12 protein-coding genes and 4 tRNA genes are annotated in these 16,677 nt (G+C 70.7%); 6 read left to right on the top strand and 10 right to left on the bottom strand.

Going from position 1 to position 16,677, the window contains the following annotated elements; genetic code table 11:
• Positions 1–17: 17 nt before the first annotated feature.
• The 3 genes from ATM97_RS27800 to ATM97_RS27790 all read right to left on the bottom strand — a co-directional run bounded on the left by ATM97_RS27800 (position 18) and on the right by ATM97_RS27790 (position 3,790).
• The gene (locus tag ATM97_RS27800) at positions 18–1,358 is read right to left on the bottom strand and encodes a glycosyltransferase family 87 protein (protein ID WP_218721154.1); all 1,341 of its coding nucleotides are present in this window, start codon (positions 1,356–1,358) and stop codon (positions 18–20) included.
• Positions 1,359–1,442: 84 nt separating this feature from the next.
• A complete protein-coding gene (locus tag ATM97_RS27795; RefSeq protein WP_218721153.1) occupies positions 1,443–2,996 on the bottom strand; it encodes an alpha/beta hydrolase in 1,554 nt (517 codons plus the stop codon).
• A gap of 32 nt (positions 2,997–3,028) precedes the next feature.
• The gene (locus ATM97_RS27790) at positions 3,029–3,790 is read right to left on the bottom strand and encodes a pyrimidine reductase family protein (protein ID WP_218721152.1); all 762 of its coding nucleotides are present in this window, start codon (positions 3,788–3,790) and stop codon (positions 3,029–3,031) included.
• Positions 3,791–3,825: 35 nt separating this feature from the next.
• Between ATM97_RS27790 and zapE the strand changes: the two genes are divergently transcribed.
• Both zapE and ATM97_RS27780 read left to right on the top strand, forming a co-directional pair.
• Positions 3,826–4,845 carry a cell division protein ZapE gene (zapE, locus tag ATM97_RS27785; protein WP_218721151.1) on the top strand — a complete coding sequence of 340 codons (1,020 nt, stop codon included), beginning with the start codon at positions 3,826–3,828 and terminating at the stop codon, positions 4,843–4,845.
• Between the two features lie 61 nt (positions 4,846–4,906).
• Entirely contained in the window at positions 4,907–5,707 is an 801-nt protein-coding gene (locus ATM97_RS27780; protein ID WP_218721150.1) for a tyrosine-protein phosphatase, read from the top strand.
• Positions 5,708–5,710: 3 nt separating this feature from the next.
• Here ATM97_RS27780 and ATM97_RS27775 read toward each other — a convergent pair whose 3' ends face one another.
• Positions 5,711–6,250: a GNAT family N-acetyltransferase gene (locus ATM97_RS27775; protein WP_218721149.1), complete on the bottom strand. Its 540-nt coding sequence runs from the start codon at positions 6,248–6,250 to the stop codon at positions 5,711–5,713.
• A 71-nt stretch (positions 6,251–6,321) separates the two neighbouring features.
• Between ATM97_RS27775 and ATM97_RS27770 the strand changes: the two genes are divergently transcribed.
• Both ATM97_RS27770 and ATM97_RS27765 read left to right on the top strand, forming a co-directional pair.
• A complete protein-coding gene (locus ATM97_RS27770) occupies positions 6,322–7,830 on the top strand; it encodes an NAD(P)/FAD-dependent oxidoreductase (RefSeq protein WP_218721148.1) in 1,509 nt (502 codons plus the stop codon).
• Between the two features lie 67 nt (positions 7,831–7,897).
• Positions 7,898–8,824 carry a LysR family transcriptional regulator gene (locus ATM97_RS27765; protein WP_218721147.1) on the top strand — a complete coding sequence of 309 codons (927 nt, stop codon included), beginning with the start codon at positions 7,898–7,900 and terminating at the stop codon, positions 8,822–8,824.
• A 70-nt stretch (positions 8,825–8,894) separates the two neighbouring features.
• Here the strand turns inward: ATM97_RS27765 and ATM97_RS27760 are convergent, their stop codons facing one another.
• A complete protein-coding gene (locus ATM97_RS27760) occupies positions 8,895–11,990 on the bottom strand; it encodes a hypothetical protein (RefSeq protein ID WP_218721146.1) in 3,096 nt (1,031 codons plus the stop codon).
• A 383-nt stretch (positions 11,991–12,373) separates the two neighbouring features.
• Between ATM97_RS27760 and ATM97_RS27755 the strand changes: the two genes are divergently transcribed.
• The gene (locus ATM97_RS27755; protein ID WP_308248648.1) at positions 12,374–13,327 is read left to right on the top strand and encodes a hypothetical protein; all 954 of its coding nucleotides are present in this window, start codon (positions 12,374–12,376) and stop codon (positions 13,325–13,327) included.
• Here the strand turns inward: ATM97_RS27755 and ATM97_RS27750 are convergent.
• From ATM97_RS27750 to ATM97_RS27730, 5 genes are all read right to left on the bottom strand, one after another.
• Entirely contained in the window at positions 13,293–14,483 is a 1,191-nt protein-coding gene (locus tag ATM97_RS27750; protein WP_218721145.1) for a sigma factor-like helix-turn-helix DNA-binding protein, read from the bottom strand. The genes ATM97_RS27755 and ATM97_RS27750 overlap by 35 nt on opposite strands.
• Before the next feature lie 64 nt (positions 14,484–14,547).
• Positions 14,548–15,621 carry a phospho-N-acetylmuramoyl-pentapeptide-transferase gene (gene mraY, locus ATM97_RS27745; RefSeq protein ID WP_218721144.1) on the bottom strand — a complete coding sequence of 358 codons (1,074 nt, stop codon included), beginning with the start codon at positions 15,619–15,621 and terminating at the stop codon, positions 14,548–14,550.
• A gap of 182 nt (positions 15,622–15,803) precedes the next feature.
• Positions 15,804–15,878 (bottom strand) — tRNA-Val (locus tag ATM97_RS27740).
• 1 nt (position 15,879) lies between these two features.
• Positions 15,880–15,950, bottom strand: a tRNA-Cys gene (locus tag ATM97_RS27735).
• A 40-nt stretch (positions 15,951–15,990) separates the two neighbouring features.
• Positions 15,991–16,062, bottom strand: a tRNA-Gly gene (locus tag ATM97_RS27730).
• A gap of 481 nt (positions 16,063–16,543) precedes the next feature.
• Here ATM97_RS27730 and ATM97_RS27725 point away from each other — a divergent pair.
• Positions 16,544–16,615 (top strand) — tRNA-Val (locus tag ATM97_RS27725).
• The last annotated feature ends 62 nt before the right edge of the window (positions 16,616–16,677 follow it).

Genomic DNA, 16,677 nt, shown 5'->3' with positions numbered 1-16,677 from the left:
ACAGCACCGGCCGAGCCCTATTTCAGCGCGGGTTCGCGGTCGTCGATCGGCTCTTCCGGAGCGACCGGATCGTCGCGATCGGTGGTGGCGGAGACCGCCGCGGGCGCGGGCCGCTCGTCCTCGGTGCCGTCGCGCGAATCCGGCGCGTTCGCCATCCAGGCGGGGTCGATGCCGAACCGCAGTCTGCCCTCGCGGCGCGCGGCCAGGTAGCGGTCGCCGAGCACACAGAACACGACGACCAGCAGCAAGCCCCAGCCGAAGGTCACGCGCAGGTACTCGAGCGTGCGCCCGGTGCTCTGCCAGCGGTCCGAGAGCCACTTGTCGTAGGTCATGAACCCGAAGATCGCCAGCCACGCCGGCCAGTTGCGCAGCACGGAATTGCGCAGCACGACCGACATCAGGAACGGGAACAGCATCATCGAGTAGTACATCTGGCCCAGCGAGAGCAGCAGGAACGACGCGGTGAGCAGCACCCCGGAGAACGTGGTGACGAAGAACAGGTCGTCGTGGCGGTAGTAACGCCACAGCAGCCACAGCGTCACCGCGACCACACCGGCCATCACGGCCTGGACCAGCAGGATCAGCCAGTGCGGCAGCCCGTAGTAGAGCCCGTTGCCGCCGATCGAACTGTTGAAGTAGTCGCGCGTCTGCGCCAGGTACGGCACGACCCGGGTGAAGAACTTCTCGGGGTCGGCCGACAGCGGCCAGGCGATCGCGGTGAGCGTCAGCGGCACACCGAGCGCGGTGATGAAGACCTTCCACTGGCCGCGCACGGCCGCGACGAGCAGCAGCGGCGCCAGCGTCGGCTTCACCGAGATGCTCAACCCGAGTGCGACACCGGCCCACAGATCCCGCCGTGCCAGCAACAGGTGCAGGAACACCAGCTCGGCCAGCAGCAGGCAGCCGTTGACGTTGGTGAAGACCAACGTGTTGGTCACCGTCTCGGAGGCGAACATCGCCAGCAGCAGCGCCGGCGCGGCGATCGAGCCCAGACCGAACTTGAACAGCCGCAGCAGCAGGTACCAGGCGATCAGGATCGCGACAGCGTTGAGACCGATGAACAGCCACCGGGACAGCTCGTATTCGATGATCGCCACCGGGGCGATCAGCAGGGTTCCGCTCGGATAGTAGAGATAGTGCGGGTCGACCGAGGAGAAGTCGGCGGTGTACAGCGGCCTGCCGTTCAGGAACTCGAACGAGGCGTTGTACACAGGCCGGTAGTCGTCGGTGACGAATCCGTTGACCGCCTTGATGAAGACACGGTTCAGCACGGTCATGACCGCGAACGGCCAGAGTGCGAACTTGATCACCTCGGCGGAGGTGCGAGCGGTGCGGGGCTCGAGCTGTCGGAACAACACTGGGGCACGGTACACCGGATCGGGTAGCGATGGTGTCGCCGGACCCGTCCGACGCGCCGGAATCACATGGTCGTACGACCTGGATCAGGCCGGGCAGGCACCGCCGTCGGCGGGCAATTTCGCCTCGGCGAGATAGTCGGCGACCGCCTTCTGCGCGCAGCCGGAGTGAGCGATCACCGGGTGTCCCCAGCCCTGCCAGGTCATCGTGGCGTGCCGTGCGCCCGCCGCCCCGAGGGCACCGGTGACCGAGGCCGCGGCCCCGCCGACGACCGGGTCGGCGGCACCGGCGAACACCAGCACCGGCAGATCGAGCTTCGTCGGCAGCGGCGGCGCGGTCGAGACCGGCCAGGCCGAGCAGACCATCATCCCGATCGCGGCGGTGCGACCGAAAACCGGATATTTGCCGGCCCAGGTTCCGGCGAGCTCGCGCGCCTTGTCCGGGGTCGGCGGCTGCTGGCTGTCGGTGCACCGGTTGACGAACTCGCCGTCGGAATTGATCGCCGCGGATTCGCGGGCCACCAGCGCCGCCAGCGGGGCACGGTCGCCACGGTCGGCGGCGGCGAGGACGTCGGCCAGCGCGGTGACCCGGCTCGCCTGGTCGCCGCGCGGGCTCGACAGGAACCCGGTGAGCGCGGTCGAGAGGTCGGCGGCCGAGATGTCGCCCAGGCCGCCGGTGTTCGCCTTGGCCACCAACCCGACGATGGTGGCCCGCGGGTCGGCGCCCAGCGCGCAGTTGGCGGCCTTGCAGCGCTGCGCGAACGCGGTCACCGCGGCTTCGGCGCCGGTCACGGCGGCTTCGGTCTTCGTCGTCACGTCGGCGCCGACCGGTTCGGGGGCGTCGAGGACCAACCGGGCCAGGTGGTCGCCGTAGCGGCGGGCGTAGCTGAGCGCGACCTTGCCGCCGTTGCCCGTGCCGAGCAGGTTGATCTTGTCGACCTGCCACTGCTTGCGCAGCTGTTCGATGTCGTCGGCCGCGTGCGGCGCGTCGAAGGTGCCCTCGTAGGGCTGCAGGAAGTCGCGGCAGGCTATGGTCGCGTCCTGGCTGTAGCCGGCGACGGCGCCGACCTGGTCGTCGCTGCCGACCCCGAACTGGCCGAGGTCGGTCATCACCGCGCGCAGTTGCGCCGGGATGCAGTCGATGGGTTGCGAGGCGCCGATACCGCGCCGGTCCACGGCGACGATCGGCTGTGCGGCCAGCAGCGCGCTGTTCGGCCCGACAGCCAGCCCGGCCAGCGTCGAGGCCGAGGAACGGTCGGCGCCGGAGGTGAGCACCAGCGGCGCGGCGTCGACGGGGGTCTGCGGCAGCCGGGCCCGCAGCGCGCCCGCCCGGAACGTGCCGAGCACGGTGCCCGCGGTGTCGATCGGGGTGGAGAAGTCGGCGCATTCGAGCACCAGCCCGGCCGGGGCCGGACCGAAGTCGAGCGAGCTCAGTGTCGCGGCGGTGCAGTCCTTCCAGGCCAGGTCGGTCTTGGGCGTGTCCGCCTTGGCCGGTTCGTGCACCGGGGGCGCCTCGGTCTGCGCGCCGCCGACCCCCGGCCGCTCCACGGCGACAACGGGCCGATCCGACGGTCCGGCCCCACAGCCCGCGAGCATGATCGACAGTGTCGCGGCCGTCGCCGCGGCCCGAGTCCAGCGCATGGGCTACACACTGCCAGGTTCGGCGCCAGGTTTCATCGACGGGCCCAGCGGGCCAGGACGGTGCCGTCCTCGGCGAGCACGAGCTGCCTGCGGTGCATCGGGATGTCGAAACCGCTCGCCGACAGCGAGATTCGCCCGCCCGCCCCGCCGACCAGCAGCGGCGCGGTGCTCAGGCACAGTTCGTCGACCAGATCCGCCTCGGCGAGCTGCCCGAACAGATGCGGCCCGCCCTCGCACAGCACTCGTTGCAGCCCGCGCTCGGCGAGCACCCGCAGCAGCGCGGCGGGCATGATCGCGGCCTCCCCGGCGACGATCACCTCCGCACCCGCCCGCTCGAGGGCGTCGACCTGGTCCTTGGCGGCGTGCGCGGTGGTGATGATCAGCGGCGGGGTCGCGGCGTCGGTGAAGAACTTCGCGGCCGGATCGAGCCGCGCGCTCGCGGTGACCACCGCGATCGGCGGCGGCGTACCGTCGGCCGACCCGCCGATCCCGTGCCGGAAATGCGCTCGGCGGCGGTCCGGATCGGGGTGCGCGCCGCCGTAGTTCTCCGCGCGCACGGTGCCCGCGCCGACGACGATCACCTCCGCCAGCTCGCGCAGCAGGCCGAACACCCGATGGTCGGCGTCGGTGCCCAGCCCGGCCGAGACACCGTCGACGGTGAACGCCCCGTCGATACTGTTGACGAAGTTCGCGCGCACCCAGGGCCGTTCCAGGTGGCGGGGGTAGGCATAGCACCTGGCCAGTGCGTCGTCGTCGAGGTCTGCGAGCTGGGTCACATTGTGGATACGCTGCATAGGAACCGATGCAACCACGTCCGTACGATTCGTTCATGCAAGAACGCCTCGTCGATCGCCATCCGGAGGTCCCGGCCGACCAGCTCGTCGCGCAGATGGTGCCCCCGCCCATGTTCGACGAGGTCAGCTTCGCCTCCTACATTCCCGACCCCAAGGAACCCAGCCAGGCGGCCGCGGTCCGCAAGGCCGAGGAATTCGCCGGTCAGATCGCCAAGATCCACAAGGCCGCGTCCAAGAAGAGCCTGTTCGGCAAGAAGAAGGCTGTCTCCGGCGCCGGCCTGTACCTCGACGGTGGGTTCGGCGTCGGCAAGACCCACCTGCTCGCCTCGATCTTCCACAGCGCGCCCGCGCCCAAGTCGTTCGGCACCTTCGGCGAGCTGACCAACCTGGTCGGCGCGCTGGGCTTCGTCAACGCCGTCGAGCGCCTCTCCGGCAACAGCCTGCTGTGCATCGACGAGTTCGAGCTCGACGATCCCGGCGACACCACCATGGTCTCGCGCCTGCTCACCGAGCTCTCCGCCGCGGGTGTGTCCATCGCGGCCACCTCGAACACGCTGCCCAGCCAGCTCGGTGAGGGCCGTTTCGCCGCCCAGGACTTCCTGCGCGAGATCAAGAAGCTCGGCTCCATCTTCGAGCCGGTGCGCGTCGACGGCCCCGACTACCGCCACCGCGACCTGCCGCCGGCGCCCGAGCCGACCTCCCCAGACATCCTGGCCGAACGGGCCGCCACCACACCGGGATCCACCCTCGACGACTACGACGCGCTGCTGAAGCACCTGAGCACGCTGCATCCGTCGAAGTACGGCGCCCTGATCAACGGGGTGTCCTCGGTGTTCATCTCCGGCGTGCACCCGGTCACCGACCAGGCCGTCGCCCTGCGCATCGTCGTGCTGGCCGACCGTCTCTACGACGCCAGCATCCCGGTGACGGTCTCCGGCGCGAAGCTCGACGAGATCTTCTCCCAGGAGATGCTCGACGGCGGCTACCGCAAGAAGTACCTGCGCGCGATCTCGCGCCTGCTGGCGCTGTCACGCTTCGAGGCCGCCGCCGCGTGATCGACCGGCGCCGGGTACGTTCGTCCCGACCGTGACCCCGGCGTCGTCGAAGGAGCCTGTCGTGACCCGTAGCCGTGCTGTCCGCGCGAGTCTGGCCGCCGCGACCGGAGTAGCGGTGCTGCTCGGTCCGGCACTCGGCCAGGCTGTCGCCGCGCCCGCGCCCACCAGCGAGATCGGGAGCGCCGATCGGCTGCTCGGCCTCACCGGCGTCCAGAACGCCAGGGACGCGGGCGGTTACCGCACCACCGACGGGCACCGGGTGCGCACCGGGCTGGTGTTCCGCACCGGCGCGCTGGACAAGGCGACCCCCGAGGACCTGGCCCGGCTCAGCGCCCTCGATGTGCGCGTCGTCGACGATCTGCGCACCGGCTACGAGCGGGGCCTGGGCGCGGACCGGCTGCCCGTCGGCGCGGTCGGCAACTCCTACGACGTGATCGGCCAGGCGCCGCCGCTGATCCTGGCGGGCGCGCTGTTCGGCGGCGAGGGCATGTACCGCGCGTTCATCACCGCTCCCGGTGCCAACGAGGCGTTCGCCGCCGTGCTGCGCGACATCATCGCCGCCGACGGCACCGGGGTGCTGTTCCACTGCAGCGCGGGCAAGGACCGCACCGGCTGGACCTCGGCGGTGCTGCTGACGCTGCTCGGCGTCGACCGGGCCACCGTCACCGCCGACTACCTGGCCTCCAACACCTACCGCAACGCCGCGCCCACCGACCCGCTCAACGGCGTGCAGCAGAGCTGGCTCGACGCCGCCTTCGATCAGGCGAACCAGAGCTACGGCAGCTTCGACAGCTACATCCGCGCCGGTCTCGGCCTGTCCGAGTCCGAGATCACCGCGCTGCGGGCGGCGCTGCTCGTCTGAGCCTCACAGCGCCCGTTCGTACACGAAGTCGGAGTGCACCTGGGTGCCGACCGTGAAGGTCTTGGTGCCCACCTGCGTGAAACCGTGCTTGGCGTAGAACTTCTGGGCGCGCTCGTTGGCCTGGTTCACCCCCAGCCACAGCACCGTCGCGCCCGACTCGCGGGCGGTCGCCACCGCGGCGGTCATCAGCGCGGCGGCGACGCCGCTGCCGTGGTGTCCCGGCAGCACGTACATCTTGCTCAGCTCGACCACCGCACCCGGGCTGACCTGGGCATCCACCTCTGGATCGATCGGCCTGCCCGCGACGAGCATGGCGTAGCCGACGATCTCGTCGCCCTCGACGGCCTTGAGGACCGTGCGCTCCGGATCGGACAGGTACTCGCCGAACCGTTCGCCCGAGAGCATCTGCTCGAGGAAGATCTCGATGTCGCCCTGGGTGGCTTCCGGCGGGCACGCCAGCGGGAAGGTCGCCGCGGCGACATCACTGAGCTCCTCGGCATCCCAGAGCCCGGCCCGATCGACGACGACGGAACTGTTGGTCATAGTTCCAGTACAGCACGGGTCGGCCCGGCGGCGGTGGCACCCTGGCATCGGTGCCGAGTACTCTCCTCGCCATGACGAGCGGTAGCCGCATCGGGATCGTCGGTGCGGGAGTTGCGGGTTTGGCCTGCGCGAAAGTGTTGAGTCGGGCGGGTTTCCCGGTCGAGGTGTTCGACCGGGCCCCTGATGTCGGAGGTGTGTGGAGCGCCACCCGACGCTATCCGGGGCTGCGCGCGCAGAACAGCAAGTTCCGGTACCACTTCAGCGATTACCCGATGCCCGAGGACTTCCCGCGCTGGCCCGACGGCCAGCAGGTCCAGGCTTACCTGGCCGGGTACGTCCACGAGTTCGGCCTGGCCGAGCACCTGCGCCTGGGCACCGAGGTCGTCGCCGCCGACCCGGTCGACAGCGGCTGGCTGCTCGAGGTCCGCGATCGCGACGGCGTGCACCGCACGACCTGCGATCACCTGATCGTCGCCAACGGCGTGTTCAGCGAACCGGTCATGCCCGCGCTGCCCGGCGCGGCGGCGTTCGCGGCCGCGGGCGGCCGGCTCGTCCACGTGTCGGACTTCCACGACGTCGAGCAGGCCCGGGATCGCTCGGTGGTCGTGATCGGCTACGGCAAGTCGGCCTGTGATGTCGCCGAGGCCGTCAGCCATCTGGCCGACGAGACCAGCGTCGTCGCGCGCAGGCTCACCTGGAAGATGCCGCGCAAGGTCGACTTCGGCCTCGACTACGAGCGGCTGTTGCTGACCCGCCTGGGCGAGGCGCACTTCCGGTCGCGGGAGCCGCACCGTGTCGAGCGCTGGCTCGACGGGCTCAGCCTGCGCCAGGCGAACCTGGATCTGCTGCAGGAGCGGGTGACGCGCAAGCTGCGGCTGCGCGAGCTCGATCTGCTCCCGACCGGCGGCATCGAGGAGATGGCCGACAGCAGCGCGAGCCTGGCGACCGAGGGCTTCGCCGAGCAGGTCGAGGCGGGCCGGATCAGCGTTCACCGCGAGACCGAGGTCACCGAGCTGATCGGCGGGCAGCACGGGCCCGCGGTGCGCCTGTCCGACGGCACCCTGAAGCTGGCCGAGATCGTCGTCTGCGCCACCGGATATCAGCAGGAGGTGCCGTTTCTGACCCCGTTCGTGCGGCGCAGCCTGACCGACGAGGTCGGCGATTTCCGGCTCTTCCGCAACATCCTGCCGGTCGAGGTGCCCAACCTGACCTTCGCCGGCTACAACAACTCCAATGTGAGCGCGCTGAGCGCGGAGGTCGGCGCGCATTGGATCGCCGGGCTGCTCACCGGCAAGTTCGTGCCGCCGATGCCCGAGCAGATGAACTCCGAGATCGACGAGCGGCTGCGGTGGTCGCGGGAACGCACCGAGGGCCATCACGCCCAGGGCGCGTCGGTGGTTCCGTTCTCCCTGGCCAACATCGACGAGATGCTCGACGACCTGCGTACCCCGCTGCCGCTGACCAGCCGGCTGGCCCAGTGGGTGCGCCCGGTGCGGCCCGCCACCTACCGGCGGGTGCTGCGTGACCATCCGGCCACCGTCCCCGCGCCGCCCGCGCCCGCACCGGTTGCCGAGCGGTAGCCCGACACGCTGGATCGCCGCCGCCGCAACACTTGGCGGTGATCATTGCGTTGGTGATAATCCTCGCGTGGACGCGCTGGATCTGAACCTGTTGCTCGCCCTCGACGCGCTGCTCGAGACCAATAGCGTGACCGAGGCGGCCCGGCGTCTGCACACTTCGACCTCGGCGATGAGCCGCACGCTGACCCGGTTGCGTACCGTGCTGGGGGACCCGCTGCTGGTGCGCTCCGGCCGACAACTCGTGCCCACCCCGCGGGCACTCGAGTTGCGCCACGACGTCGCGGGCCTGGTCGATCAGGCGCGGTTGCTGCTCACCGCCCGCGACGGCACCGGCGCGGGACGCCACCGCGATTTCGTTGTCCGGGTGGCCGATTCGGTGGCCCCGCGCCTGACCGGTCCGCTCCTGGCCGCGGTCCGCACCGAGCTGCCCGGCGTCACGGTACGGGTGCTGGCCGCCGACGCCGCGGACGGTGCGGTCGCCCTGCGCGACGGCCGGGTCGACGTGGAGGTCGGCATGATCGGCCAGACCGATCCGGAGACGGTGGTGACCCGCCTGTTCGCCGACCGCTGGGTCGGCCTGGCCGCCGCGACGCACCCCTTCGGCGCCGACCGCCCGACCGTCGCCGCCTACGCCTCCGCCCAGCACCTCGAGGTCTCGGCCACCGGCCGCACCCACAGCCCCATCGACGACCGCCTGGCCCTGCACGGCCGCACCCGGCGCGTGGTCGCCACCGTGCCCGACCTGTCCACGGCCCTGTTCACCGTCGCCACCACCGAACTGGTCTGTCCCGCCCCGGAACTGCTGTCGCGCCCCGCCGCCGTTGCCCTCGGCCTGACGATGTTCGAGATCCCCCTGCCCCTGCCCGCTCCCGTCGTCGCGATGGCCTGGCATCCCCGCAACACCGCCGACGGAGGCCACCGAGCACTGCGCGACCTCATCGGCGTCATCCTGCGCGACGCCCCGCACCCCGACCTGGTCGCAGCACCCGTCTGACCGGCCCCCGACGCCGGTCTCCCCGAACGGCTTCCGGCACCGGCGGCCTGGGCCTGCTCCTGCGCTGGTGCTAGCCGGGCTCTGTGGTCGGCGGCCCGAAGACATCGCTCCGCCCCGGCGGCAGCCCCGACGATCGCTTCAATTCGTCCAGCATCGCCTGCAGTTTGTCGACGTGCGCGCGCTCGATGTCGAACGCCCGGAACGTCCCCGTCACGGTGATCCCCGCCGCGTCGGTCGCGGTCGGCGGCGCCGGATCGGACGCCACACGATCGAGCGGGCTGGTCGCCGGCGCCTCCGGTCCCCGCGCATTCGCCGCGGCGAACCCACCGGCCCGCGCCGATTCGCTCCCAGAGCCCCCCGCGGGCTCGAGGCCCTCGGTTCCTCGGTCGCTGGTCGAGCCGCCGAACCGCGTCGCGGGCTCCAGACCTGCGTTGTCGTAGTCGCTGGTGGAGCTGCTGAATCGGGTGGTGGGTTCCAGGCCCGCGTTGTCGTGGTCGCTGGTCGAGGCACCGAATCTTGTTGAGGGTTCGAGGCTCGCGCTTGCGCGGTCGGCCGCGGAGGCAGCGTGCCCCGCGTTGCCGGTGGACTGTCCGGCAGCGCCGGGGTCCTTCGGCACGGACAGGCGGGCGGGTGGCGGCGGTGGCGTGTCACCCGAGGAAGTGAGGCGCTCTCGCGGGACCTCGTCGAACATCGACCCGGGGCGCTGCGAGTCGCCGCCGGTGAAGCCGTTGCGGGCGTAGCCGTTCGGGCTCGGGGCCGACGGCGTGGTCAGGTCCTCGTCGGTGAAGGTCCAGTGGATTCCGCTGGTGGTGGTGCCGGAGGCCGCGGGCTCCGGTGACGTGGCGGAGCGCGGATCGAACCCGTCCACCGGGGAGGCACCGGCCGTCTCGCCCCGGTCACCCGCGGTGAGACCGGCAGACCGGGGATCACTCACGACTCGCTCGAGGTCGTCGGCCGTCGCATCGATCCGATTGCCGGACAACGCCTCCGACGATCCCGCTGCCGGTCCGGCGCCCACTCCCGGCGCGGTCGTCGCCCCGGTGGGCTTGCCGACCGGCCTGGCCCGCTCCACACCGGTCTCGGCGGGCGGGCGCACCCCGGTCTCCGTCGGCGGATCCGACACCATGTCGACGGCAGCGGCATTCGCCTGCGACGCGTGGGCACCGTCGATCACCCGGTCACCGCCACGGGCGGCCTCACCCAGCGCGGTTCGACCCGGCACGGTGAGCTCGTCGGCAGCCCCTGCGACAGACTCTCCCCGGCGCGCCGCGACCTCGGCCGACAGTGCACTTGTCCCGGTAGCGTTCCCCCCTGGCAGATCTGCCTCCGGCGACGCTCCCTCGCGTCCGAGCGCCGACATCGACACCGTCCGCCCACCGACCTCGGCGTCACGACCCGAACCACCGGCCTCGCCACCCCGGCTCGCACCGTTGTGCGGCAACCGCTGCGTGCCTGGCCGTTCCACGGCCTCGATCACGGTGTCGTCCGACAACTCCACCGCCCGGCCGTTCACCGACCCCAACCGCGCGGCGACACCGGTCCGCTCCGCCGTCGCGGCCGCGTCACTTCGTCCGGCAGCCGCGGCGAGGGCATCCAACTCGGCTGCCGCGGCTAGGCGGTCGGCCCATTCGCGGGCGGTCGCCGTGGGCACGACATCGTCGGTCTGCTGCTGCGCGGCGGCGGCCAGGCGATCGGCCCACGCCCGCGCGGCGGCGGTGGGGACGACATCGCCGCCCTGCTGGTCGGCGGCGGCCGCGGCGAGGCGGTCGGCCCACCGGCGCGCGGACTCGCTCGGGACGACATCGTCGGCGGGCGGTCGCGCGGTCCCGGCATCGTCGGGCCGCGGTGCAGCGGTGCTCGCCGAGGTGAACCGATCGACCTGTCGATCCGGACCGACGACACCGCCGCCTCCGTCGTTCGGCTGGTCGGAAGTAGTCGAACGGACCGGTAGTTGTCCGCCGGGAGGAGAGTCGGCGTGCCTCCGGGCGGTCGCCGAGGTGGGCTCGCCGGCCTGCGACGCGCTGGGCGCGATGATCTGCTGTCCCGCCTGCGCCTCGGTCTGCCAGTCGGGAGCGGACGCCCCGGCAACGCCGGTGCTGTACTCGGGCCCTCCGCCCGCCTGCCCGGTTCCTCGCACCGACTTCTCTGCCGTGGCACCGTGGGCCGCTACGGTCGGTTCGACGCCGCCCCGCACGCCCTCGGCCCCTGCCTGGGGTGCATCGGCCAGGGGAGCCCCTGCCTGGGGCGCATCGACCTGGCGAGCACCGGCCTGGGGCGCACCGACCAGGGGAGCGGCACCTTCGGCAGCGAGTCGGCGAGCTCCCCGGCCCCGCTCGTCGGCGGCCGTTTCCCCGCGCGCCGGAAGGTCGCGTCGCGACTCCGAGTCATCGACCACCCGTACCCCGTTGAGCGGCTTCGTGCTGATGGCGCGGGACGTCCCGTTCACCGATGCCCGGCCGTTCACCGGTGGCACGCGATCCCGACCGTTCACCGGCAGCGCACGATCCGTGCCGTTGACCGGCGGCGTCGGACCGCCGGACTCGGCCGTACCGTCGGCCAGCGTGCCCACGGCCGATCCGCCCGCCGACGCGGAACCGCCCGCCGCATGACCTTCGGCGCGACCCGAACGCGCCGACCGCGCCGTATCGGCGAACTGCGCGGCCTCGCCGGTCGGCTCGCTCCCCGGTTCGACGGTCGTCGAGGGACGGGGGATCGGGGCGACGGTGAGTGGCCAGGTCGGGTCGCCCAGGTGGTCGGTGCGGGAATGTCGGCGCTCCAGCGGGGGCCGGTCACCCGCCGGGTTCGGGGACGAGAGCTCTTCTCCCGCGCCGGAATCGGCGGCCGCGCGCGCGGCGGCTTCGGCGGCCTCCCGCACTTCGCGGCGGCTGCGGGTGCCGCGAGCGCGCGGTGCCGGCTCGGGATCGCCGCCGTCGAGGGCGTCGAGCCGGGCACTGAGCCGGGAAATGTCCTGTGACGCATGGAAAGCCCAGGTCTCGAGCCTGCGGATCCTGGTCTGGTCGGGCAGATCGTCATCGGCGGGAAAACTGGGGACTTCCTGCTGGACCCGGGCGGCGACGACATCGAGCTTGTCACTGACCTCACGCAGCGCCGCGGCGATACTCGCCAGCATCGACCCGATGGACTCGTCGTGCTCAGCGTGGTTCATGCACACCCTACTTCCCGTGCTCGGCGAGCGTGCCCGCCCCGGCCGCAGCGATCATATCCACCGGGCGCTGCGCCCGCGTCGTCGCGATGTCCCGGTGACCGGATCCGCGACGCGCCGAAGCGTTTCGTAATCCGGACGAAATGGACGGGCAACAGGCCCGGTCTGTGTATCGAAATGATCAAGATCTCGGCGACGTTCCGCGACGTCGGCACAATGAAATAGCTTGATATTCAAGTGGAATCGCGTTTGTGATCTCGCTCACCGGGCGGTGACGCACCCGAGCGCGGGTCAAGGGGGCTGGCGGCCCGTCGGTGGCTGCGGGAACCTGGAGAACAGGGCGTGGGCGCGGGCACACGTCAGGGTCCCCGGTGAGGGAGTGTGGTGTGAGGACGAAGCGGCGAAGCGACACCCAGGTGGTGTGCGGACGGCGGGCGCTGCTCGACGAACTCGGCATCTCCGAGGGCACCAGGCGGGCGGCACCGGAACGGACCGGATACGGCTGTGGGTGCCCCGAATGTGTGGCGACCCAATGGAATACCCAGCGGCTCGAGCACTGGATCTGCGGCAGACTGACGGCGGCGGGCGCCGACGAGGCCGAGGTCGACGCGCGGGTCGACGACATCCCCGTCGACATCTTCTGGCGTCGTGGCGATCGGCGTTGTGTGGTCGAGGTGCGCAGCGGCCCCCTCGACATCACCGCGGCCCGCGCGCATCGCCGACGCCTGCAGGCGGCCGGCATCGACGACGTGCTGTGGGTCTGCCCGCAGGGGTACTGGGTGCCGCTGGTCCCCGCGGTCGGCATCGCCGATTTCGCGCCCGCGGCGGCCGACTACCGCATCGATCAGGGCATGCTCGCCGCGGGCGAGACGGGTTTCGCCGGTCCGGTGCGGCCGGGCTGGGAACTGCGTGACTTCCTCGAGGGCTGGGTGACCGGCGAGATCCACTGGGGTCACGCGGATTCGACGACAGGAGGGTGGGCCGAGGTGGGCACCTGGGAGCGGCATACCGCGGCGCAGGCCGCCATGATCGAGCATCAGCGCAGGGAGCTGCGCGATCAGCGGGTCGAGCTGGCGGTGTCGCGACAGACCGTGCGCGACAAGCAGAAGCTGGTCAACCGGCTGCACCATCGGATCGACCGCGCGGGCGTGAACGCCGACGCCGAGGCGATCACCCTGGCCGGGGTGCGCAGCGAACTGGTCGCCCAGCAGCGGATCGCGGCGGGCCTGCGGGCGACGATCGGCCGAATGGACCGCACGATCAATCAGTGGCAGTGGCTCACCTGCTGCGCGATGCTGCTGGTGATCACCGTGATGGCAGGCGCGCTGGTGACGCGCTGAGCCGCATCGGCGTTCGGTCCCACCGCCAGTCGTTGCGCAGCACGAGCCCGGCCAGATCGAGCAGATCGAGGCCGGTCTCGGCGCGCACGCTCGCCAGCGCGCGGCGATCGTAGGGACCTTTGTCGAGATCGTCGGCGAGGCGTTGCTCGATCGCCGGGTCGGTGACGCGGGCCCGCAGCCGGGCCGGGTCCAGCGCGCTGCCGGTCCAGGTCAGCCAGCCCCAGCCCTGGTCGTGGGCATAGGCGCGGGCGAGCTCGCTCTGGATCCTGGTGTGATGGAAGGCGATCCGGCCCAGCGGAACGACGTCGACCAGCACCGTCCTGCCGTCGGTGAGCCGCGCGGCGACGGTCGGGTAGTGCACGTGGTCCTCGCCGCCGAAGGCGTAGATGAGCGCGGTCGGCTCCTCCTGGAACGCTGTCACGGCCGGGCTGGCGTCGAGGGTGCGCAGCAGCCGGGCCGCCAGCGCGGAATCGTAGGCGACATCGCGGCCGACGGTGGCGAGGTAGAAGCGGCCGCGGCCGTCGTCGTCGCCGTCGGCGACGCGGGCCGAGGCGGTCGGCAGGGGAGCGGGGGTCCCGTCGGCCCATTCGACGTCGTCGAGCAGCGGACCCAGGTCGTCGGTCTCGTCGAGGGGATGCAGTTTGGCCAGGATGCTGGCGGTCTTCTTCTGCCAGCCCAGGATTCGCTGCATCACGTATCCGGCGACGCGCTTGGCGTCGGTCTGGTCGTGCCCGGCCAGGCGCAGTTTCAGATACGACCATTCCATCGCCACCAGATCGGTGTCGGTGGCGTAGGTCTCGGTGAGCAGCTCCCGCACCAGCCGCAGATCGCCCGCGTCGCGCGGGTAACGGTGCGCGAACACCTCGGCGCAGCGGTGCCCGGAGCGGGCGGCCTCGCGCACCAGCTGCCCGATCGCCTTGGCGTAGAGCTGACGGACCCGGTCGCGCGCCAGGTCGTAGCGGGCGCCGATGCGGGTCAGGGTTTCCGGGCGCTGCCCGCCGATGCCGAGGCGCAGGGCGACGATCCGCGCGTCCCTGGGGGCGCGTTCGGCGTGCTCGGTGAGCAGTTCGGCGACCAGCTCGTCGAGTTCCTCGAGTTCGAAGGAGACATCGGCGGCGATGTCGTGGTCGAGTTCCCGCCCGCTGCCGGCACTCACTGGGCCACCTCCCGCTCGCTCACTGTGTCGGGTCAGCGTAGCGGGGCGGTCCGACAGTTCCCGGCTACAGCGCGGTGATGTACTCGCCGTAGAACAGGCACAGCCCGATCGCCGACGCGATGCCGGCCAGCACCCAGAACCGGATGATCACCGCGGTCTCGGGCCAATTGTTCAATTCGAAGTGGTGATGGAACGGTGCCATCCGGAACAGCCGCGTGTGCGTGGTGCGGAAGACGACGATCTGTAGCAGCACCGACAGGATCTCCGCGACGAACAGCGCGCCGAGCACCACCGCGAGCAGTTCGGTGCGGCTGGTGATCGACAGTCCGGCCACCAGGCCGCCGAGGCCCAGAGACCCGGTGTCGCCCATGAAGATCTTGGCAGGCGCGGCGTTCCACCACAGGAACCCGATGCACGCGCCCGCGGCGGCGGCGCTGACCACCGCGAGATCGAGCGGATCACGCACGTTGTAGCAGCCCCGGCCCGGGCTGAGCTCGCACGAGTTCTCGAACTGCCACAGCGTGATCACCACGTAGGCGCCCAGTGTCAGGCTCATCGAGCCGGCCGCGAGACCGTCCAGACCGTCGGTGATGTTGACGGCGTTCGACCAGGCCACCACCAGCAGGCAGATGAACGCGACGAAGATCAGCGACTCGAAGGCGATGGTGTTGATGTCGCGGACGTAGGAGAGATTGTTGCCCGCGGGAGTGAGCCCCGTCGCGCCGGGAAAACGCAGCGCCAGCACTGCGAACACGACCGCGGCACCGATCTGCCCGAGATACTTGCCCGCCGCGGTCAGGCCGAGATTGCGGTGTTTGCGCAGCTTGATCGAGTCGTCGAGGAAACCGACCATACCGAGCGCCGAGGCCAGCAGCAGCACGAGAACACCGGAGGCGCTGGGCCCTGGGGCGTCCCACAGGAGGCCGATCAGGTGTGATCCGAGGAATCCGGCCCACACGCCGGCGCCGATCGCCAGCCCGCCCATGGTCGGGGTGCCGCGTTTGGTCTGGTGGCTGGCGGGTCCGTCGATCCGGATCTCCTGGCCGAAGCCACGGCGCGCGAAGACCCGGATCAGCACCGGGGTGAGGGTGATGGTGACGAACAGGGCGATCCCCGCCGACAACAGGATCTGCCTCAACTGCTCGCCCCTCCATGCCGCTGGTCCGCGTCGCCGACACCGGCCCGGCGACGCCGAGTGCCGATCCTAGGGGAGCGCCGACGGTATCCGGGTCGGGAGTGACCTGGGTTACATGCCGCGGTCCGGCGGTCGGCCTGGCCTAGAAACGCAAGAAGGCCCCGGTCGAAACCGGGGCCTTCTTGTGGTGCGCGATACTGGGATTGAACCAGTGACCTCTTCCGTGTCAGGGAAGCGCTCTCCCGCTGAGCTAATCGCGCGAGGTGGAGACGGGAATCGAACCCGTGTGCACGGCTTTGCAGGCCGTTGCCTCACCACTCGGCCACTCCACCGCGCAAAGGAGGATGGCATGAATGCCTAACCTACCTCTCGAGCGGATGACGGGATTTGAACCCGCGACCCTCACCTTGGCAAGGTGATGCGCTACCACTGCGCTACATCCGCATTCGCACTTCCGGAGGCTGTCGGCCTTGCGGCTTGGCTGCTCTCCGTGGTGCGAGGAAAACATTAGCCGACGGTCGGCGCAGACTACAAATCGGCTGGTAGATGGGCCTAAATGTGAATTACACGCATGTTGTTCGGGTGGTCGCCGGGCGTGTGGGGGCGGTGGATGGCGGCGAATCGTCCGTGACGGTCGCGGTGGGTGTGTCATCGGTTCAGTCGTCCATGTCGGCACGGCGACATCTCTGTCTCGCGGCTCCTCGACTCTCCGCAGAGCGCAGTCATGAGAACACGTAGATATGCGTATGAAGGCATGTAGTAGTGCGATAATCCGTTCAGGGGAAGGTGTGACTACGGCGGTCTGCAAAAGCGGCCGGGGAGCCCGAAGCCCCCGTTCACGAGGCGATTTGGTGTCACCCGGGTGCGCCGTGCTAATGTTCCATCTCGTTCGAGAGGCCCTACCGAGCCCCTCGGCACAGTGTTCGGTCCCATAGCTCAGCGGGAGAGCGTCCGCCTCACACGCGGAAGGTCGCTGGTTCGAAACCAGCTGGGACCACAGCAATGACCAGGACCGTCGTCCTGGTCATTTTTCGTTGGTGGAGTGGCGGAAACCTCACT

This window comes from Nocardia sp. MH4 (assembly GCF_019266065.1).
GTDB classification, from domain to species: domain Bacteria; phylum Actinomycetota; class Actinomycetes; order Mycobacteriales; family Mycobacteriaceae; genus Nocardia; species Nocardia canadensis.
Note: the sequence above shows the minus strand (reverse complement) of the source record. Positions and strands in the feature narration are given on the sequence as shown.

Coding starts and splice junctions, on each gene's coding strand:
- ATM97_RS27790 (WP_218721152.1), bottom strand. CDS start 3,790: ATGCAGCGTATCCACAATGTGACCCAGCTCGCAGACCTCGACGACGAC.
- ATM97_RS27770 (WP_218721148.1), top strand. CDS start 6,322: ATGACGAGCGGTAGCCGCATCGGGATCGTCGGTGCGGGAGTTGCGGGT.
- ATM97_RS27775 (WP_218721149.1), bottom strand. CDS start 6,250: ATGACCAACAGTTCCGTCGTCGTCGATCGGGCCGGGCTCTGGGATGCC.
- ATM97_RS27760 (WP_218721146.1), bottom strand. CDS start 11,990: ATGAACCACGCTGAGCACGACGAGTCCATCGGGTCGATGCTGGCGAGT.
- ATM97_RS27795 (WP_218721153.1), bottom strand. CDS start 2,996: ATGCGCTGGACTCGGGCCGCGGCGACGGCCGCGACACTGTCGATCATG.
- zapE (WP_218721151.1), top strand. CDS start 3,826: ATGCAAGAACGCCTCGTCGATCGCCATCCGGAGGTCCCGGCCGACCAG.